Genomic DNA, 21042 nt, shown 5'->3' with positions numbered 1-21042 from the left:
AAAATTATGTGTTTTTCAGGTAGCTTTTAAATTGATATTTAAACTTTTCTAATTTAGGTGCCACAATAAAAGTACAATACGGCTGCTCGGTATTTTCATTGGCGTAGTTTTGATGATAATCCTCAGCTGGATAAAAGGTCGATGCTGGTGATATTTCAGTCACAACAGGACTTGGCCAAATTTTTAGATTGTTCATCTCTGAAATTTGTTTCATTGCTTCCAATCGCTGCTCATTATCGTGGTAGTAAATAACCGAGCGATACTGAGTGCCAATATCATTGCCTTGTCGGTTTAACTGAGTTGGGTCATGTAATTGGAAAAAAAACATCAGTAATTGTTCAAAGCTAATGATGTCTTGGTCAAATTCAACTTGTATGACTTCAGCATGACCGGAATCACCCTGACATATCTGTTGATACGTCGGGTTTTCTATTGCGCCACCTGAGTAGCCAGAGATTGCTTTAAGCACACCTTCAACTGAATTAAGAGCGGCTTCAATACACCAAAAACATCCGCCACCTAGTGTTGCTAATTTAATGTTAGCCATATACCGTATCCCTAATTATTTAACTGTTACCACTTTAATGTATTAATCAAAGTAGATAAATGAAATTATTTAAAACTAGTTGTCCTATTTGTAACCGATTTCGAGCTATAATAGTCTGGTGTGTTATTTGTTTGTCGATTTATTATGTATTTAAGCCATTTTAATCGATAACAGTTTAGTAAAACCCTCTAAACTATAGAGAAATTAAACGAGAAGTTAAATCGTAGGCTTGATCAATCTAGTTTATAAGACTAGAGTTGGTGAAGATTATTTATCAAAAAGTAGAAAGCGTAGAGAAAATAGTATGTCTGAAGTTGCCTATATCATAAGTGGACGTAATACCGTCATTCACAAAATAAGAAAATTAGATTTATTACTGGTAAGTGAAGTTGGGCTGCCGGTAGTTAAAGTGACTCAAAACGGTTTAGCCATTTACGATGGTATTGTTCCTAGGAACAGACGTGAAGCAAAAGATGCGTATTGTGAAGTTGTTAATATTTCGTCTCCGGATTCTTTTGGTGAGCCAAAAACCTTATTGTTTGTACAATGTCTAAATGGAAAAGAATATAAAGTAGATTATTCAAAACCGGATAGTCCATTGTTCATTAGAGTGCATCAACAAAGTTATATTTAATATAACAATTGTTGTTCTAAAGAAAAGCCAGTTTACTGGCTTTTTTTATATCTAAAATTCAGTATTACAGTCCAAACTTAATGTTCACTATAGGGACATCCCCGATTTTATCTTTTTAGCTAACCTTTATAATACAGTTAGTATAATTTGTAATGGTGGTGTGAATGTTAATCTTATTAATTATGTTAATTGTTTTTTGCTTTTCTATTTATGTTGCGATTGAAGCAATGAAGAATGGTATGTCAGAAAAAAACTGGTTTATTGCTGGTATGTGTTTCGGCCCGATAATTTGGCCTATGTTTAACGTTAAACGTAAAATGGCATTGTTGAAATACACTGAAATAGATTCTGTAAGATTTAACGCCTAACCACATCAACTGTGGTTAGATTGGTAAGTCGAGACTATTTATTTTGTTTATTAGCAAAACGAGAGAATTCTTTTGCTGATAACGGTTTTGAATATAAATAGCCTTGAATAGAGTCACATTTCATTGATGTCATTAGATCTTTCTGCTCTTGGGTCTCAACGCCTTCTGCAACCGTCGACAAACTTAAATTCCGCGCGATAGTCACTATAGTATCAATCATAGCTTTACCTATATTGGTTCCACAGTCGTCAACAAATGCTTTATCAATTTTTAATGTATTGAGAGGGAATTTGCGTAAATACGACAAAGAAGAATAGCCAGTACCAAAATCATCCAAAGCCAAATGAATGCCACGTTCTCTTAACTGATGCATAATAGTTATGGCGTGTTTAGGATTATCCATAACCGTACCTTCGGTGATCTCTAATTCTAAGTTATGTGGCGATAAGCCAGTTTCTAACAGGATATTATCAATCCTTTCGGTTAAGTCAGGCAGAGTAAATTGGCGGGCTGATAAATTAACCGCAACACGACCTTTGATCACACCTTTATCAATCCACTTTTTCATATCAATACATGCTTTACGCAATACAACATCACCAATATCAATTATTTGGCCCGTTTCTTCTGCAATTGGGATAAAGACATTAGGGCTTATTAAGCCTTTTTTTGGGGTGATAAAACGAACTAAAGCTTCCATTCCGACAAGCTGATCTGACTTTAAACTGGTCTTAGGCTGATAATAGACTTCAAAATAATCTTCTTTTAAGCCATGACGGATCAAGTTCTCTATTTGCAGTCGTTTAACCGCTTGTTTGTTCATTTCATTATTAAAAAATAGGTATTTGTTGCCCTCGGCTTTAGCGTGGTACATGGCTGTATCGGCATTTCTAAGCAATGTCTCAGGCTTTAATCCATCATCAGGGTACAAGACGATACCTATGCTGCCAGCAATAACAAATTCATGTTGGCTAATTCTGTAGGCGGTCGATAGCAAAGTTAATATCTGCTTAGCTATTAAGGTAACCTTATGAATATCGTTTGTACCTTCCATGACAAATGCAAATTCATCACCACCTAAGCGGTATAGCGTATTGTCATCGCCAGAAAGTGGCTTTATCCGATTACCAATTTTTTTAAGTAATTCATCACCCAGTTGATGACCAACTGAGTCATTAATTTTTTTAAAGTTATCTAAGTCAAAAACTAATACAGCGGTAGGGGCGTTTTTAGATACTTGTTTTTGCAGGTTATTAAAAAAGGCATTTCTGTTAGGCAAACCAGTTAAGGTGTCAGTTTTTGCCATTTTCACGAGTTTAGCTTCGGTACGCTTTCTTTTTGTTGTATCTGAAATGATAGCGACGTAATTAGTTATCTTACCTTCTTCATCTTTAATACAATTAGCTGTGACATAAGCCATATAAGAACCGCCAGACTTAGCGTGTCCAGAGATATCGCCTTGCCAGTTACCACATCTATCCACTTCAGATTTTATTTCTTGTGCTAAAGTCATGGTGACTTTTTTGAACTTTAATTTTGAACCTTCAATTTTACTCGCTGACAAACCGGTAATATTTTCATAGCCAGGGTTTATGTGGATAACCGTTAACTGTGCGTCAAAAATGATCACGCCTTCAGCAATACTTTCGATACTTTGAGCAAAAATTTTAAGATCGTTTTCAATTTTTTTAAGTTGATGAATATCTTTAAACGTTCCCGTCATTCGACTAGGGCGGTCATCGTCAAAGCTGACAACTTTGCCTTTATCCAATACCCAGTTCCATGAATCATTATCAGATTTTAATCGGTAAGCACATTCAAATGATTCAGTTTCACCATTTAAGTGTTGTTGTAATGTTTTGACGACTCGGGATAAATCAGCTGGGTGAATAAGGTCTTGATTTGGCGGGAATGTATCTAAGTCAACGGATGGTAAAGTGTAAACACCATTTGCATTGGTTCTGTATAAGGTGCCATCTGTAATATTCCAATCCCACATCTCGTCACCACTAGCCCAAAGAGAAAGCTTTAGCCTTTCTTCGCTGGCGGTAATATTGGATTGGTAGCGCCTAAAATGCATTAGGTTATAAAGTAAGAAAACAACAATAACAACGGAAGATATGATGAATATTGATAAAACTGGGATGTCGAGAAAATTAGACAAAAGTACAGGTGTACCTTCTTCTTGTGCTCGGGCTTGGGTGAGAGAACTAAAGCTTAAAGTCAATAATGCAGCCACAAATTTATAATTTTTATTAAGTGGGAATATCAATATTATTACAACAAAAAATTAATACTGTATCTGAATCTAACTTATAACTATGTTGAATGTCAAAATAATAACGTGACAGATTAAAAACACTGATAGAAGCTAGATTAATCGGTTAATTTTTAACAAGAAAACGTACGTTTTATGGTAAGTAGCCGCTAGTTAGCCGAACTTACCGAGCCTAGTTGGATCCCTTGTACGTTATCTTTGTTTAATTTATTTTTGCACCACTGGATTAATTGGGGCTTAGTAATGGTTGATATCTCCATCGCAATTATCTGTTTTTGCATAAAACTGTAGTCTTGGTTTCCTATAGATACCCACAATTGCTGAGACTTTTGATTCAAGTTCGTTGCTAATTCATTGTACTGATGGATAACCGCTTGCTTATGTTGCTCTAAATCATCAATGTCCATTGCCTCAATCTCTTTAACAAAAGTGGCTAAACAATCGTTGATGTTACTGTTTAATATGTCACTGGCATAGTCATGAGATTGAATGTATATGACAAGTCCAGGGGTATTACACAGTGGCATATAACCACTACCTGCTAGGTAGCCCAATTGTTTTTCGGTGCGTAAATAATCAAACGAAAATGGTGAAAGTATCTGACTAATTAATATAAAAGCCGCTTTCTCCATGTAATCATATTTTATATTGTCGACTTTATTCGTCCCTTGAATATATAACAGAGCAGCGTTGTCATTATGTTTAATAGGCTTATCAAAGTAGAGTCGTTCTGCATCGGGTAATGCGGTAATCGAACGTGGTAGTTCAATCACTTTCTGGTAAGACTTAAGGCGTGATTTTAGCTTTTTATTAATACTTTTAGCTTGGGCGGTTGTCCAATTGCCATACAGCAATATTTCTGCAAACATTTTAGAGAATAATTCAGTACAGAACGTTTCAAACTGCTCAAAGGTGACGTTAGTTAATTCAATAGCCAGTTCACTTGATGAGGCTGTACTAGGCATTAACTTAGAGTTTAATAATGAAAATAATTGGCTGATAGGTTTATTGGTTTCTGCATTTCGCCAATGTTTGATCAGTTGTCGTTTAACTTCTTTAAAGCGCATCTTGGTGAATTTTATCGTTAGCATGTTATCTAACAAGGTCAGTATTAAGTTATCTTGATTACTACTTAATCCAGATGTGTATAAGGTCATACCGGCATTATGGGCATATAAATTGTAATGCAAACCCGCCATTTCAGCTTGGTAATGTTGCTCTGAAACGGTATCCATAAATAGATCACAATAAAAGCGCATCATGGCTTGATGAGGCTTTGACTGAGTACCAAACGGCAAGTCCAGGCCGAGATAGATTGTGCCTTTTGGTACACGGAAACTAACATCTTGTTTAAACCAAGCTTGCCAGCCCAGTTCAGTATCAATACTTAAAGGTGTTTGACTATCAAAGTCTGGTGACTCTAGCTTTATGTTTTTGGTTAAATAAGGATTTTTAACTGGAAAATGGTACTGGCTTTCAGAACAGGTTTGAGAATTGAGTTGGGCTATTTGCTCACTCGATAAAGCTTCAACATAGTAAGGTGTGTGATACCACTGTGCTTGTTTATCCGTTTGTATATTTTGGCTAACTAAGGTTAATCGCATATTGTTAGCGGTTATGTAATTAAAGAACTCTTGCCACTGCGCTGTTGAATATCCTTCCATGCAATAATCACCGTAGATATAATTATCTACCTCGTAATGCTGCATGTTCATGACAATATTATTTGCCAGAGCTAATGGTTTAATATCTTCTTTGTATTGGAAGCCTATTTCAGTGAGTTTTTTTTGTTCATTATATAAGTAGCTTGGAGCCGTTTGCTTGGCTATCCAATTCAAATAAGCAAAAACTTCGTTGAGTACCACTTCTAAATCATCTTCACCTGCGTGAGTAAGCTCCAACGAAATATTAAAATCTTTGAAATTACTGCCTGAAATACCATTGCCGGCGGCTAACGCATTTATCAGTCCTAACTCTTTTAATCTTTCAAATAACGAGCCTTCACCTTCATCACCAATTAAATGAGCAATAAAACTGATGATTTTGCTCTTATAAAATTGATCTATGCCTGGTAACGGAAAAGTAATATTTAATTTATGTAGCTCTTTTACCGGTTCAATTGCAATAAACTGAGCAACATCTTGTAGGCGATATAAATCAGTATCAAGCGGCGGTTTAGCCTTGGTCGCATCTATGGTTTTTATTTCTGAAAATAATTCAGTGACTGTATTTTTTAATTCATCAATGGGTAATGAACTAACAAGGCATAAGGTCATAAATTGGCTTTGGTAATGTGTTTGCCAAAACTGCACTAATTCATCTTTTACCGGACGTTGTGGTAAATCCGCTAGTGTGTGTTTATTACCAACGGTAAATTTATGAAATGGGTGTTGTGGATTACAAGTCTCTTTATGTACTTGTTGAATTCGACGGCTGTCATCTTTTAATTTAAGTTTGTACTCTTCATGAATTGCATTTTGTTCTTTTTTAATCGCTTCATCGGTAAATAAAGGCTCAATAAACATATTGGAAAAGTAATCTAATGCTGGTTGAAACATCTCTGTTTGAACATCAAAATGATAGCTACTGTGTTCGGTCGCCGTCCATGCATTAGTATGGCCGCCATGTTTAGCAATGAAATCATTTAATTGAGCAGGTTGCGGATGTTTCTTATTTCCGTTAAACAACAAATGCTCAACAAAATGGGCAAAGCCTGGGCGATCGGTTGGATCATCAAAACTACCTGTGTTTACCACTAACGAACAAGCACTTTTATGGGCCTCTGGAGAATGTATAATTAACACTTTAATACCATTTAACATGGTAAAACTGTGATAGGTTTTAGTGTCGTTTGGACTAATTCTCAATGCCTTGCCTTAGGGGATGATTAAATACGTATTAGAGTTAAAATATCCTAGCGTATTTACCGAAAAATACTAGAGGCTATTTAGCTTTCCATTAGCATAAAGTCTAAAGGACACAACCCCTAATAAAATGTACGCTATATTTTAATATAACGGTGGCGTATTAAAGCTGAATTGACTATATTGCAGCCTAGATTTTTATTAGCTACTTTTAACTAGGGGCTGTTTATCTTTCATTTTAAGCAACGCTGGCGGCTATTTGTTGCATCCAGCTAGGCAGAAGACTCGCAAATAGTGGTTCTATTTAAGTGTCTGGCTAAAATAACAAGAACGAAGTTGGGGTGATAAATAGACCCAGCCCTTCGGGTTGAGGTTAAATTATCCCCACTCTTTGTTATAAACATACTTATTTAATCCATTAATCACTGCATTTAAGAATGATGTTTATGCCTTGATTGGGAATAATTTTCCACTCAACGTTGTTTAAAATGAAAGATAAACAGCCCCTATATTTGTCGGAATTTTTATGGGTATTTATCTTTATATTGTAAGACATGGCGAAGCCGAACCTATGACCAAAGCCGATGAGTTACGTGAGTTAACTGAGCACGGTAAATGGGAAGCTAAACGTACTGCTTTGTGGTTAAAAACTCAGGTTGCGAATTTCGACTGTGTCTATGCCAGCCCATACATTAGAGCGCAACAAACTAAAGATATTATTTTGTCACAAGGCATCCCGTGTGCACGTGAAGAAGTGATCACTGAGTTAACGCCAGAAGGCGATGCTAAACGTGTGACTGATTATGTATTAGCAAAGATAGAAGAGGCAGACGGTAAAGATACCAATATTATCTGTGTTTCTCATATGCCATTAGTGAGTTATTGTATTGGTGAGCTGACAGGATATACACCGATTATGGCGACAGCTGGTGTGGCTAAAATAAAAATTGATTTAGATAAATGGTCGGGGTTATTACAAACCTTATTAGCGCCAGAGCAAATGCTTTAAGCTTAGATAGTTTCCATTTATCTATTTAATATATATTCCAACTCTTCCCCAATATTAATCATAAATACAATCGCACCTTGTCCACCCCATTCTAAAGGTGCTTGATGTAATGCAATAACATCAGGGTGCTGCACTAAATAATGAGGCAGTTTTGCCTTAAGAATGCCACCACCCACTCCATGAACCACACAAGCACAGCAGATATGTTTAATTTTACATTCTTTGATCATGGCCGCGAGATCAAACTTTGCTTGTTCTTTGGTGTAGCCATGTAAATCTAAGATCATTTCTGGACGAACATCGCCGCGTCTTAACAATTTAGTATAATAGGCTGGAAAGCCATCCTCTATATAACTTAGCGTCTTATTAGATGAGATTAACGGCTCATATTGGTCAGAAAAATGAAAGACCGCTGGATTTTTAAGGTTTGGCTTATTATCGCTGGTTCTATCATCTTCATATTTGTTTACTTGTAGCACTTTGTTTTGCTTGCTGTTGTCTTTGCCAAAGTGTATTTTGTCTTGCTTAAGAGGCTTAATCCCTTGCATGGCATTTGTAAAATAATCTTCATCAAGTTGATGATGATGTTCATCTTCAAATTTAGACATGCGAACACCTTAGTCAGTTTATTAGCGATATGAGAATCATAGGTTTGTTATTGTAAGTTAAGGTGGGGCATCAGCCAATATAAAATACGCCTGTTTGTTACAAACATGTGTATGCATTCGGTATAAGTACCATAAATTCAGTAGAATATAGTAAATAAAACCAGTCGGTTATGTAAATTAGTTAGGTAAAAGATGGAATCAAATTTAGAAGTTTTGGCACAAGAAGCAATTGAAGAATTAAAAACAGTACACGACTTTTTACGTTGGGGTGTAAGCCGTTTTAATGCCTCAGACATATATTATGGTCACGGAACCGATAATCCTTGGGATGAATGTTTGTCTTTAGTGAGCTTTGCGCTAAATATGCCACCGCAATTAAATGCTGAAATATTAGGCTCTAATTTAACCCTGTCAGAACGTGGTTCTATTGTAGATTTAATTTGCCAACGTATCAGCACCAAAAAACCAGCGGCGTATTTAACTAATCTTGCTTACTTTGTCGATTTACCATTTTACGTAAATGAAAGTGTATTAGTGCCGCGCTCACCAATAGGTGAATTAATTAGAAATCAGTTTGATGGTTTAATTAATCATGCGCCAAATCGTATTATGGACTTGTGCACAGGTTCCGCTTGTATCGCCATCGCGTGTGCTTATGCATTCCCAGAGGCTCAAGTTGACGCATTAGATATTAGTCCAGAAGCACTGTCGATTGCCGATGAAAACATTCATAGATTAGATGTAGCGGATAGAGTTGTTCCTATTATGTCAGATGTCTTTTCAGGCGTAAGTGGCCAGCAGTATGACTTAATTGTTTCCAACCCACCTTATGTGGATGCTGAAGACATTGATGATATGCCAGAAGAATTTCATCATGAGCCAGAAATTGGTTTAGCCAGTGGCAATGATGGATTAGACATTACGCGTACTATATTGGCACAAGCTGCCGATCATTTAACCGATGACGGTGTATTAATTGTAGAAGTGGGCAATTCAATGATCCACCTACAAGCTGAATTCCCACAAGTTGCATTTAACTGGATTGAATTTGAACATGGTGGCTTAGGTGTGTTTTCACTCACTAAAGCACAGCTTGTTGAGCATAAATCGTTATTTACTAATGACTAATCATTAATCAAGTAACTAGAAGTAGAAGCAGAAGCAGAAGCAAAACACGACTTTGTAAATCAGAACACTTATTATAAAAAATAGATTAATTTAAAAGGGCTGAAAATGGCTGGAAATACCATTGGAGAAGTATTTAAGGTTACCACCTTTGGCGAAAGTCATGGGCTAGGTTTAGGTTGTATTATCGATGGCTGTCCTCCGGGATTAGAAATTGATGAAGCTATCATTCAAGTAGACTTAGATAGACGTAAACCTGGTACTTCACGTTTTACAACGCAACGCCGAGAAGCCGACGAAGTTAAAATCTTAAGTGGTGTATTTGAAGGTAAAACAACGGGCACGTCTATTGGTTTAGTCATTGAAAATACCGATCAACGTTCAAAAGATTACTCAGATATTAAAGACAAGTTTCGTCCTGGTCATGCCGATTATACTTATCATCACAAATACGGAAACCGCGATTATCGTGGTGGTGGTCGTTCTTCAGCACGTGAAACCGCCATGCGAGTTGCCGCAGGTTCGTTTGCGAAAGCCTGGTTGAAAAACAAATTAGGTTTAGAAATTTTTGGTTATATGAGCCAACTAGGTCCAATTGCGATTGAAACGGTTGATACATCAATTATTGAAAGCAATCCATTCTTTTGTCCTGATGCCAATGCAATAGAAAAGTGGGACGAATACATGCGTGACCTTAAAAAACAAGGTGACTCTGTCGGCGCTAAAATCACGGTTGTGGCTAAGAACGTACCTGTTGGTTTAGGTGAGCCTGTTTTTGACAGACTTGATGCTGACATTGCCAAAGCTCTTATGGGTATTAACGCGGTTAAAGGTGTCGAAATTGGTGATGGCTTTGACGTTGTAGAACAAAATGGTTCACAGCACAGAGACGAACTAACGCCTGAAGGTTTTAAGTCTAATCATGCTGGTGGCATTTTAGGTGGTATTTCAAGCGGGCAGGACATAGTTGCGCACATTGCATTAAAACCAACGTCTAGTATTAGTGTTGAAGGCGAAACTATTGATGTGAATGGACAAAGCCAAACACTTATAACCAAAGGTCGTCACGACCCTTGTGTTGGTATTAGAGCGGTTCCAATTGCGGAAGCTATGTTAGCGATAACGTTAATGGATCACTTCTTACGTAACCGTGCACAAAACGCCGATGTGGTTGTAGATACACCGGTTATTCCAGCAAGTAAATAAGCCAAACTGTATAGTTGGATAACTGACTTAGTGTTTTAACACAAAGGTTAAAATATGAGACGGTTATCCAAAATACACATTTATATTGGTTCAGCGTGTTTTGCTTAGGTATAATGCCGCTACAAAAATTAATTACGAACTGTGTCTATATTCTCGTGCCTGACTGTTATCAAATAATTGAAAATTCAATGGCTGACTTAGCCGAGCAACAACATCATATTCAAGACATCATTGACTTGTTTGATGACTGCTTTTTTGAGTCGTTTAATACTAAGTTAGTTAAAGGCAACGATGAACCAATTTACCTTCCTGCTGGCAAAACCGATATTAATATTCCTGCACAAGATTATGCTCAAGTTGTCTTTGCGCACGGTTATTACGCCAGTGCATTACACGAAATTTCTCATTGGTGCTTAGCGGGAGAGCAAAGGCGTACACAAATTGACTTTGGTTATTGGTATTGCCCTGACGGTAGAACTGCGGACCAGCAAAAAGCATTTCAACAAGCAGAAATAAAGCCTCAGTCGATTGAATGGGCCTTGTGTTTATCTGCAGGTTTTAAATTTAATGTTAGTTGCGATAATTTATCCGGCGACGAGTTTGGCAATCAGCCAGATAGCAAAGCGTTTGAACAAAAAATACTGCAGCAAATTAGTCACTATCTTGAACATGGCTTTCCAGCAAGAGCTCAATTGCTAATGACTAAACTGGCCGTTCGTTATCAAAAAGCGATTCCAACATCGATAACTCAATTTATTCCATCCTTTCAAAAGGAAGTCTCATGCCAATAACCTCAGATATACAAATCGAAACGCCTACAACTCACAAAGGTAAAGTTAACTTTAAACTCGGTCTGATCATTAATCCAATTGCTGGTGTTGGTGGCAGCGTTGGCTTAAAAGGCTCTGACGGGGAAAATACGGCAGAACTCGCTAAGTCCTTAGGAGCAGAGGAAAAAGCCAATGCTAGAGCGTCTATTGCCTTGTCCATGTTGTCTGAGCATATCAACTCAGTTGATATATTTACCGTCGCTGGCGATATGGGACAAACGCTTTGTCAGCAGCTAGGTTTTGCTCATTCTGTTGTTTATACGCCAGGCTCAAAAGTAACCACTTATGAAGATACCGAAAACGCAGCTAAAGCCATGGCTGAGCTGAATTTAGATCTTATTTTATTTGCCGGTGGTGACGGCACGGCTCGTAATATTTGCGCGGCAGTTGAAGCGTCAGGTATTGAGGAGCATACAACGGTATTAGGTATTCCAGCTGGCTGTAAAATCCACTCAGGTGTTTACGCAATTACCCCAAAAGCGGCAGGGCGTGTATTACAAATGTTGGTATCCGGTGAGTTGGTAACTGTGTCTGATGCCGATGTGATGGACATTGATGAAGAAAAGTTCCGCCAAGGCATTGTAAAAGCACGCCGTTACGGTGAACTCTCTGTGCCAAGCGAGTTACGTTTTATTCAAAATGTAAAAATGGGCGGCAAAGAAAGTGACGAATTAGTATTAGCTGATATTGCTGCTCACGTAATAGAATTAATGGAACCCGAACAAACCTACATTATGGGCTCAGGCAGTACAGTTGCGTATGTGATGGAAGAGTTAGGTTTAGATAATACCTTGTTAGGTGTCGATGTTATTCAAGATCAGGGTTTGTTAAAACAAGATGTTATTGCACGTGAATTGTTAAGCATAATTGATGAGAACACAAAACTAGTTATTACTTTAATTGGTGGGCAAGGTCATATATTTGGTCGCGGAAATCAGCAGTTAAGCCCAGAAGTTCTCAAAAAAATAGGCAAAGAAAACATATTAGTGATTGCCACTAAAACAAAACTAAAAGCATTAAATGGTCGTCCATTAATAGTGGATACTGGTGATTTGGCATTAGATAAATCGTTATCAGGCCATATAAAAGTGATCACCGGTTATCACGACCAAGTATTGTATCCAGTTGGATACGAAGAGTTATAGCAACAATTTATAAATCCAAAACGATAAACAGCTCGTTTAAATCAGCGAATATGAATAAGGTTAAAGAATGTTAAATCTAGAACAACTTAGTGACACAGCTCAAGAATATTTTGATGGGTTTGTTGTAAATGGAACAGACGACGAGTTGTTCGCAAGTGGTTATTTAAGAGGTCATGTAGACCTAGTCGTCGGTACTGCTATGTTAGAACATACAGAATTAACATTAGATGAAGTGGTTGAAAACATCACTAGTAGTGTTAACAAAGCAATAAGAAATGGCGAGTTAGAACAAGACGATATTAAAGCAGTAAATACAGTTTTAAATTCTTTGTTAGTTCATGTATCCAAATAAATTTATATTTTAACTATTTAAAACTAGAGATACTTACTAGCTATATCCAATAGAAAATACGAGTTGCACAAGCAGCAATAATTCAATACTGTTTCTCGCAACTCGCAACTCGCAACTCGAAACTCGCCACTCGACACTCGACACTCGACACTCGACACTCGACACTCGACACTCGACACTCGAAACTCGAAACTCGACACTCGACACTCGACACTCGACACTCGACACTAAAGTCCTCGCAACTTTAACCTTTCTTGATTGTCATCAATGCCTGCTTTTCTTGCTCGGATAAAAAGGCTGCATGCACGCCATTGATTTGTACCTGCTTTAATTCAGCTTGTGTTAAGCCTAACGTGTTCGTAGCAAGATTATATTCATGCTCAAGCGTTATGTTTGATACACCAGGATCGTCAGTATTTAAACAAACTATGATGCCATGGTCTAAAAAGGTTTTAAGTGGGTGTTTTGTTAAATCTTGTACTGTAGCCGTTTGATAGTTGGAAGTCGGACAGGACTCAATGGCAATGTTGTTATCACGTAAATAATCCATTAGCTTCATATCTTGTGTCGCTGCCACACCGTGACCAATACGTGTTGCGCCTAATAAGTTAATCGCATTCCAAATACTCTCAGGACCAGCTGCTTCACCCGCATGGACAGTGATTTTTAAACCGGCATCACGAGCTTGTTTAAAATGATCAACAAACATGTGGGCAGGGTAGTTTAATTCGTCACCGGCTAAATCAAGTGCTGTGATCTTGTCTTTATGGGCCAAGATCCCTTGCAGCTCTTGTTTACAAATATCAGCGCCATAAGTGCGGCTTAAAATACCAATTAAATTAGTCTTAACGTTAAATTCTTTACTTGCAGTAGATACTGCATCTGCAACAACATTAACCACTTCAGCTATGTTTAGTTTGAACGCTTCAGCCATATAATATGGCGAAAATCGTAACTCTGTGTAATCTAAACCTTGTTGTTTTGCGTCTTTTACATTTTCATAAGCAACACGATAAACCGCATCAAGGTTAGCTAAAACCGAGACGCCATAATCTAATTTTTTCAAAAATGCTAACAAGTCAGAAGTTTGATCTTGGATTTGAGCATGAGGGGTGAATTCTTCAACAGTATTACCTGGGAGTTTAATATTATGCTCTTGCGCCAAGTCCCAGATAGTTGCTGGGTTGATATTGCCGTCTAAATGACGGTGTAAGTCTACAAGTGGTAAATATTGGTCAATCATCTAATTTAAACTCTATGCTATGGTGTTGTTAAAAGGCGTTGTTAAAAGGTGTTGCTAAAAAAGTATAACATCGTAACAGCAAAACTAGAGAGTGAAAGCGCATGAGTAATGAAAAAATAAATTATTTAGAGATACCATCTAAAAATATAACCAAAACCAAGCAATTTTTTAGTGACGTGTTTGGCTGGGAATTTGTAGATTACGGCCCTGAATATTGTTCATTTTCTAAAGATGTAGGTATAGACGGTGGTTTTTATTTATCAGAGCAGCATTGTTCTATTGATAATGGCTCTGCATTGGTGGTGTTTTATAGTGATGATTTAACCAAAATAGCGGACAATATTGAACGCCATCAAGGTAAGATCATTAAACCTATCTTTGAATTCCCAGGAGGACGTCGTTTTCACTTTACCGATACTACCGGTAACGAATATGCAGTTTGGTCCGACAAGTAGATAGAATGAACTTGGGATAAGGATAAGTTAGAAACTCGCGCTCGCTTCTCGAAGCTCGTTACTCGTGCCTCCCGCGCTCGTTACTCGAGCCTTGCTTCTTACAGCTGCGAAATTACCCAATTAGTCAACGACGTTTTATCCATAGCGCCTGCTTGTCGAGCAACTTCTTTTCCTGCTTTATAAACGATAAGAGTAGGAATGCTTCTTATATTAAAATTAGCCGCCACTTGTTGAGCTTGTTCAGTGTCGACTTTAGCAAAACGGGCTTGGCTTTTCATATTGCTAGATACTTGAGCATACAAAGGTGCCATCATTTGACATGGTCCACACCAAGTTGCCCAAAAATCGACAATAACCGGTAAGTCGTTATTTTGAATGAAACGCTGAAAATTTTGATCCGTCAATGCAATTGGAGCGTCAACCAGAATCGATTTCTTACATTTACCACATGTCGGTTCCTGATTTATTTTTTCAACAGGCAAACGATTTTTTGCCATGCAATGACTACAGGTTATATGGACAGGTTCACTCATTTACTTACTCTCACTTCGGTTGTTTATTTTTATGGCACGGACTTTTATACCAGAATATCGTTATATATAAACCGTGATTAAATACATTTAGCCGGTTTCGGCAGTCCTGCTATACGAGTAGCCTGCTTGGCTGGCCCTTTAGGGAAAAGTTTATACAAGTAAATACTATTTCCTTTATCAGCTCCAAGCTGTTTTGCCATGGCTTTTACTAGCATACGAATGGCAGGGCTGGTTTTAAACTCTTTATAAAAATCACGAACAAAGTTAACCACTTCCCAATGATTGTCCGTCATGGTTATATTTTCTAATTCAGCAATATGCAAAGCCAGTTCTTCACTCCAATCAGACAAGTTTACTAAATATTCATGTTTGTCTGTTGCAAACTCTTGGCCGTTAAATTCAATCATATTTACTACTCTGCTGGTTCTCGTATGGCTTATGTTGTCAATTAGTTAGCTAGTTAGTTAATCAGTTACTTACCTGGTAAGTATTAAGTTAATGATAGTGCTAACTACCAACTAATTACATTGTGTGCCGCGGTGGTTAATTCAACCCATGTTGCATCATCAATTATGGTGATGTTATCTGCAGGGTTTATATTTCTTGCACTAACATCAATTTCACGTGCGTATAGGCTCGTTGTCTCAATCGCTAAGTTGGCTTGTAACTGATAAACCGCATCTTGCAAAAATAACACCTTATCGTCACTGTCGAGCAAAGGCTTCGCTTTTTGCCAACCATCAAGGGAGAATATTAAATGTAATGTTTTTTTTGTCATTGTATAGCCCTTAAATCACAAAAATATGATCGGCGTTAGACTTTAACTGCTGAATGTCTGGCAGTGATATTTTTTCGATTCCAGCTATCAATTCATTTTGAGATAAACCGAGATCATTTAAGCTGTTATCACAGGCAAAAACGTGATCAATGTCGTAAATACCAAGTGCTTTGATGGTGGATAAGTAATCTTTCTGGTCAATCAATTCTGGTGTTTGTTTGGCTAAGGTCTGAGTCACGCCATCTTGATAGAACAACACAGAAACTTCTTGCTCATAAGCACCAAAAATCAAACTTAAATCAAGGGCTTCTTTGCCCTGTAAGTCATTTAAACTGGACTGAGTGTGTATGATAAGAATATTTTTCACAGGCACAATACACCTCACTTAAATTGAATGACTTTGTCTGCCTGAGTTGTTAACTCGGCAAATTCGGCAAGGCCTGAAATAGTAAACTCAGAATGAATGTTTTTATCTGTTAACCCACGTTTTTCAGCTGCAGTAACGCACAACATAAGTTTAATGTCGTGTTCATTCTTGAGCTGTAATAAATGCGATTGACCGTTAAGTTCGTCAGACGGAATATCAAGGGTGTTGATGGCATTTAACACCGCATCTTGGTACAGAAATATAGCGCTAATTGTGTGGCCAGATTCAAGTGCGGCTTGTGCAAATTGACAAGCGCTTAATACAGTTTGGTTTGACCAAGGTGTTCCATGCAGCATCAGTAAATAATTTGCCATAACAGAAAGTTTATTCAATCAATTAAATTGTGGCTATTGTATGTGATTTTAACGGTTAGGCGAATCTATTTATTGTGCTGGATTGATATATGAATAGGGCAGGTTACTTTGGAAGGTAAATTTTAGGCAATAAAAAAGGCTTAGTAAATACTAAGCCTTTCTATTCTAAGTGAATGACGATTAATCGTCATTACCACCTAGAGCTGTAAGTATGTGGATAAGACTTAAGAAAATATTATAGATAGAAACGAATAAAGTAACCGTTGCTAAAATATAGTTTCTTTCGCCACCATCAACTATTGATTTTGTTTGTAACAAAATAGCGCCAGATGAGAACAAAATGAATATTGAACTAATTGCTAATGACAACGCAGGTATTTGTAAAAACATGTTAGCAATTATTGCAACAATTAATACCCAAAAACCAGCCATCATCATGCCGTTTAAAAAAGATAAATCACGTTTAGTTGTTAATGCGTAAGCAGAAACACCAAAGAAAGTTAATGCTGTGCCACCAAGTGCAAGCATAACGATGTCGCCACCGCCATTACCTATGACCATATTTAATATAGGTCCTAGTGTATAGCCAAGGAAACCAGTGAAAGCAAAAACTGAAAGTAGACCAGTTGAGCTGTTTGCTGTTTTATGAACTAGGAAAAGTAAACCGTAAAAACCCACTAAGGTTATGATTAAACCTGGGTGAGGTAAGTTAAATGCCATTGCTGCGCCAGCAACTGCTGCTGCAAATGCTAATGTCATTGCTAATAGAGTATAAGTACTTCTAAGTACTTTATTTGTTTGCAGTACTGAAGTAGATTCACTTTGGTATGCTGTTCTGTTGTTCATTTAAGAACTCCTGTTAATTTAACATTTTTTTATCTAAGGCTAGTTTTCATTAAACGGTTGCCTTGGTCAATAGATATAGTCAAATTTAATTGTTTCAAGCCATATTATTTAAATTATCTATCTAAATAATTGCGTTTTAACTATATGGTCCAGTTTATAAAGACAATCAATTAGCTGTTTTGTTCATTTATTTTGCTAATTAGCTTATCAAAAAGCCATTTTGTTTTAAAAGTGACCATATAAACAATAAAAACTAGAAAATATTGAATTTAGACTTTACAGGAGGCTAATAGGTCATTATTATGCGCCCCACAGTGGAGAGCTGGCAGAGTTCGGTCGAATGCACCTGATTTGAAATCAGACGAAGGGTTAAACCTTCCGGGGGTTCGAATCCCTCGCTCTCCGCCACTATTAAAAGTATCGACAAGTATTTGTTGATATTTAAAGACCATAGGAAAGCTGGCAGAGCTCGGTCGATTGCACCTGATTTGAAATCAGACGAAGGGTTAAACCTTCCGGGGGTTCGAATCCCTCGCTTTCCGCCATACACGGATAACCCGATACTTTCACGAGTATCGGGTTTTTTCGTTCTAAAGCCTTAATAAAATAGAAGTTAGCGAGGGTGAGAAGCCCCGCAGGGTTCGACTAAATTTGTCTGGAACAAATTAGAACGCGCTTTAGCGCGGCCGCGAAGCGGTGAAATACAAGGACGTATTTCATAATCACACCTCGCTTTCCGCCATACACGGATAACCCGATACTCTCACGAGTATCGGGTTTTTTCGTTTAGGCTCTAAGAGCCAGAATCGAGATACGAGCTACGAGCTACGAGTTACGAGAGCCGAGCTACGAGATGCGAGCTAAAAGCTCTCGAAATAGCTCCTGCTTTTCTCGAAACTCGCTACTCGAAGCTCGTAGCTCGCAACTGAATTCCTCGCCACTCGAAGCTCGAAACTGTCCCTGCTTTTCTCGCAACTCGAGGCTCGTAGCTCGCAACTCATGACTGTCCCTGCTTTTCTCGAAACTGTTCCTGCTTTTCTCGCAACTCGAAACTCGAAACTCGTTAACTCGAAGCTCGCAACTCCCGCCAACTTTTACTTGAGTATTGCCCACGCATCTTTTAGTGTGCATGTGTTTATTCAGATTAAGGTAAAAGGGATATAAATGGCCAAGTTAGAGATGAACCTCGCGACAAAATTTTTATTTGTTATGGCATGTCTAGTCGTGATGTTAGCGGGTATTAAAGCAGCGACTCCAATATTAATACCGTTTTTGTTGGCTTTAGTAATAGCTATTATTACTAACCCACTCGTTAATAAATTTGTTAGTTATCGAATTCCGCGTTCAGTCGCTGTGTTATTTATTCTTTCTTTGCTGGTGATTGTTGGCTTATCTTTAGCTGGCGTCGTTGGCCAATCGTTTAATGACTTCTCAAATTCAATGCCTATGTACCAAGAAAAGTTATCGGCTCAACTAGTTTGGTTGGTGAGTAAACTGGCCTTGTTTGATATTGATGTTAATAAAGAGCAATTCACTGAATACTTTAACCCTGGCGTTGCTATGTCTATGGTTGGCAACTTGTTAAGTGGTTTTGGTGGCGTGATGGCAAATCTATTCTTAATTCTTTTAACGGTTATTTTTATGCTGTTTGAAGCTCCAGATGTGACTAAAAAAGTTCATATAGCGTTAGCTGATCCAACAATGAAAATGCAGCACGTTGACCGATTTTTAGATTCTGTTAACAAGTACTTGGCAATTAAAACTTTGGTAAGTTTAGCCACGGGTATTTGTGTGGCGATTTTACTTTGGATATTAGACGTCGAGTATGTGTTGTTATGGGCCGTTCTTTCATTCCTGTTTAACTTTATTCCTAATATTGGTTCTATTATAGCCGCAGTACCTGCTGTGTTATTAACCTTAGTATTACAAGGTCCTGGTATTGCTGGATTAGTCGCTTTAGGTTACGTCTCGATAAATATGGTGATGGGTAACTTAATTGAACCTAGATATATGGGACGTGGATTAGGCTTATCTACGCTTGTGGTATTTTTATCATTAATATTTTGGGGATGGTTACTCGGGACTGTTGGAATGTTGTTATCGGTTCCTTTAACTATGATAGTTAAAATTGCTCTTGAGGCTAACGACGACAGTAAATGGTTAGCTGTATTACTTGGTGATAGTAGCTCTAAAGAGCTGTAAGGCTAAAGTTAGCTCATTTACAACTTGGTAACTCGCTAGAATTAAAAACGTGGAGTATTGTTTATTACTTCACGTTTTACATTACAAAAAGTAAAGCGTTTAACTTTTTCCTAACGCATCTAATAAATTCATCACTTTTTTACTAGCCACTTCCATTTGTTTTAAAAGCTCTATACTTTTGATTTTATCTCCAGAGCTAAAGGACTTTAGTGCTGCTACGCCAAACTCATGTACTTGTTTGTGTGGCTCACTTAATTGATTAAATGCTTGGTTGTTAACAAACATATCTTTGCCTTCAGAGGTATACCATAAACCAAGTCTGCAACTATTATGATCTGCAAAATCGTTTACTGACTTAGCGCTAAATCCTGCGGCTACTGCATAAATATCACCTTTCCATACTACGTGATCGAGTTTTACCGTTTGAATAAAACTTTGAATGCTCGCGACGGTGATCGTATCTTTCATCGTATTGGAATATTGAATAAGCTGAGCGTAATCACAGTCTAAAGTGTTAACTCCGGATGTTAATTCGTCGTTGGTTTTTTGAATAGAGTCGACTGAAGTGACCGTTTCACTGGTTGAGCGAATTATTTCACTTACAAGTTCTGAGACTTCATTAGCTGACTCACTCGTATTACTCGCTAATGCACGAACTTCATCGGCAACAACACTAAATCCTCGGCCCGCATCACCCGCTCTAGCGGCTTCTATTGCTGCATTTAATGCTAGTAAGTTTGTTTGGTCGGAAATTTTGGCTATGGTTGAAACAAACGTATTAATCTTATCCGCCATTTCGGATAAGCCTGATATATTTGATGTCATAGAGCCCATTTGAGTGCTTAATCCATTCATGCCACTGACGATAGTTTTTAATGTATTGGATGATGTTTCAAAGAGCTCATTAATATCGCTAATTGATTCACTTTCTTGTTTAATTTGTTGAAATGAATCAAAAACGGTTTCTCTTACGCCCTGGACTTGTTCGATAGAGTCAATCGCACACTCTAAAATATCATTGTTAAAATCATCATTACCGGTAATTTGTTTATTTGCGTTATCTTGCTGTTCAGATATTAACTGTTCGGAATTTTGAACCTGCTGAAGTAGTTGCTCTATTTGTGACTTTAATTGAGCGTTTTCAGAAGCAACACTATCAAACCTTTTTTGTGATACAAACATTCTTGCGGATTCTCATTCTTAATGATCAATGGTAGTTAAAGTTATCGTTTAAGAATCCCAAAAACACAAGTTAAGGCGGAATTATTTATCGATACA

The 21042-nt window shown here is 37.6% G+C and carries 22 protein-coding genes and 2 tRNA genes; 12 read left to right on the top strand and 12 right to left on the bottom strand.

What is annotated here, in order from left to right; genetic code table 11:
- Nucleotides 1-4: 4 nt before the first annotated feature.
- On the bottom strand, nucleotides 5-547 hold the full coding sequence (msrA, locus tag BTO11_RS14770) for a peptide-methionine (S)-S-oxide reductase MsrA (protein WP_105053317.1): 543 nt from the start codon (nucleotides 545-547) through the stop codon (nucleotides 5-7).
- A 304-nt stretch (nucleotides 548-851) separates the two neighbouring features.
- On the opposite strand from msrA, the gene BTO11_RS14765 reads away from it, so the two are divergent.
- Together BTO11_RS14765 and BTO11_RS14760 are read left to right on the top strand one after the other, a co-directional pair.
- Nucleotides 852-1181 carry a hypothetical protein gene (locus BTO11_RS14765; protein WP_105053316.1) on the top strand — a complete coding sequence of 110 codons (330 nt, stop codon included), beginning with the start codon at nucleotides 852-854 and terminating at the stop codon, nucleotides 1179-1181.
- Between the two features lie 164 nt (nucleotides 1182-1345).
- Nucleotides 1346-1549 (top strand): hypothetical protein, encoded by a 204-nt coding sequence (locus tag BTO11_RS14760; RefSeq protein WP_105053315.1) that lies wholly within the window; start codon nucleotides 1346-1348, stop codon nucleotides 1547-1549.
- A 34-nt stretch (nucleotides 1550-1583) separates the two neighbouring features.
- On the opposite strand, the gene BTO11_RS14755 is transcribed toward BTO11_RS14760, so the two are convergent.
- Together BTO11_RS14755 and BTO11_RS14750 are read right to left on the bottom strand one after the other, a co-directional pair.
- On the bottom strand, nucleotides 1584-3629 hold the full coding sequence (locus tag BTO11_RS14755; RefSeq protein WP_105053788.1) for a sensor domain-containing protein: 2046 nt from the start codon (nucleotides 3627-3629) through the stop codon (nucleotides 1584-1586).
- 347 nt (nucleotides 3630-3976) lie between these two features.
- Nucleotides 3977-6694, bottom strand: a complete 2718-nt coding sequence (locus BTO11_RS14750; protein ID WP_105053314.1) for an insulinase family protein — start codon at nucleotides 6692-6694, stop codon at nucleotides 3977-3979.
- A gap of 523 nt (nucleotides 6695-7217) precedes the next feature.
- Here BTO11_RS14750 and sixA point away from each other — a divergent pair.
- The gene (gene sixA / locus BTO11_RS14745; protein WP_105053313.1) at nucleotides 7218-7700 is read left to right on the top strand and encodes a phosphohistidine phosphatase SixA; all 483 of its coding nucleotides are present in this window, start codon (nucleotides 7218-7220) and stop codon (nucleotides 7698-7700) included.
- A 17-nt stretch (nucleotides 7701-7717) separates the two neighbouring features.
- Here the strand turns inward: sixA and smrB are convergent, their stop codons facing one another.
- Nucleotides 7718-8308 (bottom strand): endonuclease SmrB, encoded by a 591-nt coding sequence (smrB, locus tag BTO11_RS14740; RefSeq protein WP_105053312.1) that lies wholly within the window; start codon nucleotides 8306-8308, stop codon nucleotides 7718-7720.
- A gap of 192 nt (nucleotides 8309-8500) precedes the next feature.
- On the opposite strand from smrB, the gene prmB reads away from it, so the two are divergent.
- The 5 genes from prmB to BTO11_RS14715 all read left to right on the top strand — a co-directional run bounded on the left by prmB (nucleotide 8501) and on the right by BTO11_RS14715 (nucleotide 12966).
- Nucleotides 8501-9436 carry a 50S ribosomal protein L3 N(5)-glutamine methyltransferase gene (prmB, locus tag BTO11_RS14735; RefSeq protein ID WP_105053311.1) on the top strand — a complete coding sequence of 312 codons (936 nt, stop codon included), beginning with the start codon at nucleotides 8501-8503 and terminating at the stop codon, nucleotides 9434-9436.
- A gap of 105 nt (nucleotides 9437-9541) precedes the next feature.
- A complete protein-coding gene (gene aroC / locus BTO11_RS14730; RefSeq protein ID WP_105053310.1) occupies nucleotides 9542-10639 on the top strand; it encodes a chorismate synthase in 1098 nt (365 codons plus the stop codon).
- Nucleotides 10640-10827: 188 nt separating this feature from the next.
- The gene (locus tag BTO11_RS14725; RefSeq protein WP_105053309.1) at nucleotides 10828-11430 is read left to right on the top strand and encodes an elongation factor P hydroxylase; all 603 of its coding nucleotides are present in this window, start codon (nucleotides 10828-10830) and stop codon (nucleotides 11428-11430) included.
- Nucleotides 11421-12614 (top strand): ATP-NAD kinase family protein, encoded by a 1194-nt coding sequence (locus BTO11_RS14720; protein WP_105053308.1) that lies wholly within the window; start codon nucleotides 11421-11423, stop codon nucleotides 12612-12614. The genes BTO11_RS14725 and BTO11_RS14720 overlap by 10 nt, the downstream gene beginning before the upstream one ends.
- Nucleotides 12615-12681: 67 nt before the next feature.
- Complete coding sequence (locus BTO11_RS14715) at nucleotides 12682-12966, top strand: YfcL family protein (RefSeq protein ID WP_105053307.1); 285 nt, start codon at nucleotides 12682-12684, stop codon at nucleotides 12964-12966.
- A 244-nt stretch (nucleotides 12967-13210) separates the two neighbouring features.
- On the opposite strand, the gene add is transcribed toward BTO11_RS14715, so the two are convergent.
- Nucleotides 13211-14209 carry an adenosine deaminase gene (gene add, locus BTO11_RS14710; RefSeq protein ID WP_105053306.1) on the bottom strand — a complete coding sequence of 333 codons (999 nt, stop codon included), beginning with the start codon at nucleotides 14207-14209 and terminating at the stop codon, nucleotides 13211-13213.
- Nucleotides 14210-14310: 101 nt separating this feature from the next.
- Between add and BTO11_RS14705 the strand changes: the two genes are divergently transcribed.
- Nucleotides 14311-14664, top strand: coding sequence for a VOC family protein (locus BTO11_RS14705; protein WP_105053305.1), 354 nt, complete (start codon nucleotides 14311-14313; stop codon nucleotides 14662-14664).
- A gap of 98 nt (nucleotides 14665-14762) precedes the next feature.
- Here the strand turns inward: BTO11_RS14705 and trxC are convergent, their stop codons facing one another.
- The 6 genes from trxC to BTO11_RS14675 form a co-directional block, all read right to left on the bottom strand.
- On the bottom strand, nucleotides 14763-15197 hold the full coding sequence (gene trxC / locus BTO11_RS14700) for a thioredoxin TrxC (protein ID WP_105053304.1): 435 nt from the start codon (nucleotides 15195-15197) through the stop codon (nucleotides 14763-14765).
- A gap of 77 nt (nucleotides 15198-15274) precedes the next feature.
- Nucleotides 15275-15604: a TusE/DsrC/DsvC family sulfur relay protein gene (locus tag BTO11_RS14695; protein ID WP_105053303.1), complete on the bottom strand. Its 330-nt coding sequence runs from the start codon at nucleotides 15602-15604 to the stop codon at nucleotides 15275-15277.
- A 104-nt stretch (nucleotides 15605-15708) separates the two neighbouring features.
- Entirely contained in the window at nucleotides 15709-15975 is a 267-nt protein-coding gene (gene tusB, locus BTO11_RS14690; protein WP_105053302.1) for a sulfurtransferase complex subunit TusB, read from the bottom strand.
- 10 nt (nucleotides 15976-15985) lie between these two features.
- Nucleotides 15986-16342 carry a sulfurtransferase complex subunit TusC gene (gene tusC / locus BTO11_RS14685; protein WP_181135926.1) on the bottom strand — a complete coding sequence of 119 codons (357 nt, stop codon included), beginning with the start codon at nucleotides 16340-16342 and terminating at the stop codon, nucleotides 15986-15988.
- Nucleotides 16343-16356: 14 nt separating this feature from the next.
- A complete protein-coding gene (gene tusD / locus BTO11_RS14680; RefSeq protein ID WP_105053300.1) occupies nucleotides 16357-16716 on the bottom strand; it encodes a sulfurtransferase complex subunit TusD in 360 nt (119 codons plus the stop codon).
- A gap of 180 nt (nucleotides 16717-16896) precedes the next feature.
- The gene (locus tag BTO11_RS14675; protein ID WP_105053299.1) at nucleotides 16897-17562 is read right to left on the bottom strand and encodes a Bax inhibitor-1/YccA family protein; all 666 of its coding nucleotides are present in this window, start codon (nucleotides 17560-17562) and stop codon (nucleotides 16897-16899) included.
- Nucleotides 17563-17878: 316 nt separating this feature from the next.
- On the opposite strand from BTO11_RS14675, the gene BTO11_RS14670 reads away from it, so the two are divergent.
- The 3 genes from BTO11_RS14670 to BTO11_RS14660 all read left to right on the top strand — a co-directional run bounded on the left by BTO11_RS14670 (nucleotide 17879) and on the right by BTO11_RS14660 (nucleotide 19764).
- Nucleotides 17879-17970 (top strand) — tRNA-Ser (locus BTO11_RS14670).
- 45 nt (nucleotides 17971-18015) lie between these two features.
- Nucleotides 18016-18107 (top strand) — tRNA-Ser (locus BTO11_RS14665).
- Nucleotides 18108-18726: 619 nt separating this feature from the next.
- A complete protein-coding gene (locus BTO11_RS14660) occupies nucleotides 18727-19764 on the top strand; it encodes an AI-2E family transporter (RefSeq protein WP_229793280.1) in 1038 nt (345 codons plus the stop codon).
- Nucleotides 19765-19863: 99 nt separating this feature from the next.
- Here the strand turns inward: BTO11_RS14660 and BTO11_RS14655 are convergent, their stop codons facing one another.
- On the bottom strand, nucleotides 19864-20946 hold the full coding sequence (locus tag BTO11_RS14655) for a methyl-accepting chemotaxis protein (protein WP_105053298.1): 1083 nt from the start codon (nucleotides 20944-20946) through the stop codon (nucleotides 19864-19866).
- Between the last annotated feature and the right edge of the window lie 96 nt (nucleotides 20947-21042).

It is taken from the genome of Psychrosphaera saromensis (genome assembly GCF_002954545.1).
In the GTDB taxonomy this organism is placed as follows: domain Bacteria; phylum Pseudomonadota; class Gammaproteobacteria; order Enterobacterales; family Alteromonadaceae; genus Psychrosphaera; species Psychrosphaera saromensis.
This window is presented reverse-complemented; position numbering and strand designations above follow the sequence as displayed.

Excerpts from the sequence above, each read along its gene's own strand:
- msrA (WP_105053317.1), bottom strand. The coding sequence starts at position 547 with ATGGCTAACATTAAATTAGCAACACTAGGTGGCGGATGTTTTTGGTGT.
- BTO11_RS14765 (WP_105053316.1), top strand. The coding sequence starts at position 852 with ATGTCTGAAGTTGCCTATATCATAAGTGGACGTAATACCGTCATTCAC.
- BTO11_RS14760 (WP_105053315.1), top strand. The coding sequence starts at position 1,346 with ATGTTAATCTTATTAATTATGTTAATTGTTTTTTGCTTTTCTATTTAT.
- BTO11_RS14755 (WP_105053788.1), bottom strand. The coding sequence starts at position 3,629 with ATGCATTTTAGGCGCTACCAATCCAATATTACCGCCAGCGAAGAAAGG.
- sixA (WP_105053313.1), top strand. The coding sequence starts at position 7,218 with ATGGGTATTTATCTTTATATTGTAAGACATGGCGAAGCCGAACCTATG.
- smrB (WP_105053312.1), bottom strand. The coding sequence starts at position 8,308 with ATGTCTAAATTTGAAGATGAACATCATCATCAACTTGATGAAGATTAT.
- prmB (WP_105053311.1), top strand. The coding sequence starts at position 8,501 with ATGGAATCAAATTTAGAAGTTTTGGCACAAGAAGCAATTGAAGAATTA.
- aroC (WP_105053310.1), top strand. The coding sequence starts at position 9,542 with ATGGCTGGAAATACCATTGGAGAAGTATTTAAGGTTACCACCTTTGGC.
- BTO11_RS14725 (WP_105053309.1), top strand. The coding sequence starts at position 10,828 with ATGGCTGACTTAGCCGAGCAACAACATCATATTCAAGACATCATTGAC.
- BTO11_RS14720 (WP_105053308.1), top strand. The coding sequence starts at position 11,421 with ATGCCAATAACCTCAGATATACAAATCGAAACGCCTACAACTCACAAA.
- BTO11_RS14715 (WP_105053307.1), top strand. The coding sequence starts at position 12,682 with ATGTTAAATCTAGAACAACTTAGTGACACAGCTCAAGAATATTTTGAT.
- add (WP_105053306.1), bottom strand. The coding sequence starts at position 14,209 with ATGATTGACCAATATTTACCACTTGTAGACTTACACCGTCATTTAGAC.
- BTO11_RS14705 (WP_105053305.1), top strand. The coding sequence starts at position 14,311 with ATGAGTAATGAAAAAATAAATTATTTAGAGATACCATCTAAAAATATA.
- trxC (WP_105053304.1), bottom strand. The coding sequence starts at position 15,197 with ATGAGTGAACCTGTCCATATAACCTGTAGTCATTGCATGGCAAAAAAT.
- BTO11_RS14695 (WP_105053303.1), bottom strand. The coding sequence starts at position 15,604 with ATGATTGAATTTAACGGCCAAGAGTTTGCAACAGACAAACATGAATAT.
- tusB (WP_105053302.1), bottom strand. The coding sequence starts at position 15,975 with ATGACAAAAAAAACATTACATTTAATATTCTCCCTTGATGGTTGGCAA.
- tusD (WP_105053300.1), bottom strand. The coding sequence starts at position 16,716 with ATGGCAAATTATTTACTGATGCTGCATGGAACACCTTGGTCAAACCAA.
- BTO11_RS14675 (WP_105053299.1), bottom strand. The coding sequence starts at position 17,562 with ATGAACAACAGAACAGCATACCAAAGTGAATCTACTTCAGTACTGCAA.
- BTO11_RS14660 (WP_229793280.1), top strand. The coding sequence starts at position 18,727 with ATGGCCAAGTTAGAGATGAACCTCGCGACAAAATTTTTATTTGTTATG.
- BTO11_RS14655 (WP_105053298.1), bottom strand. The coding sequence starts at position 20,946 with ATGTTTGTATCACAAAAAAGGTTTGATAGTGTTGCTTCTGAAAACGCT.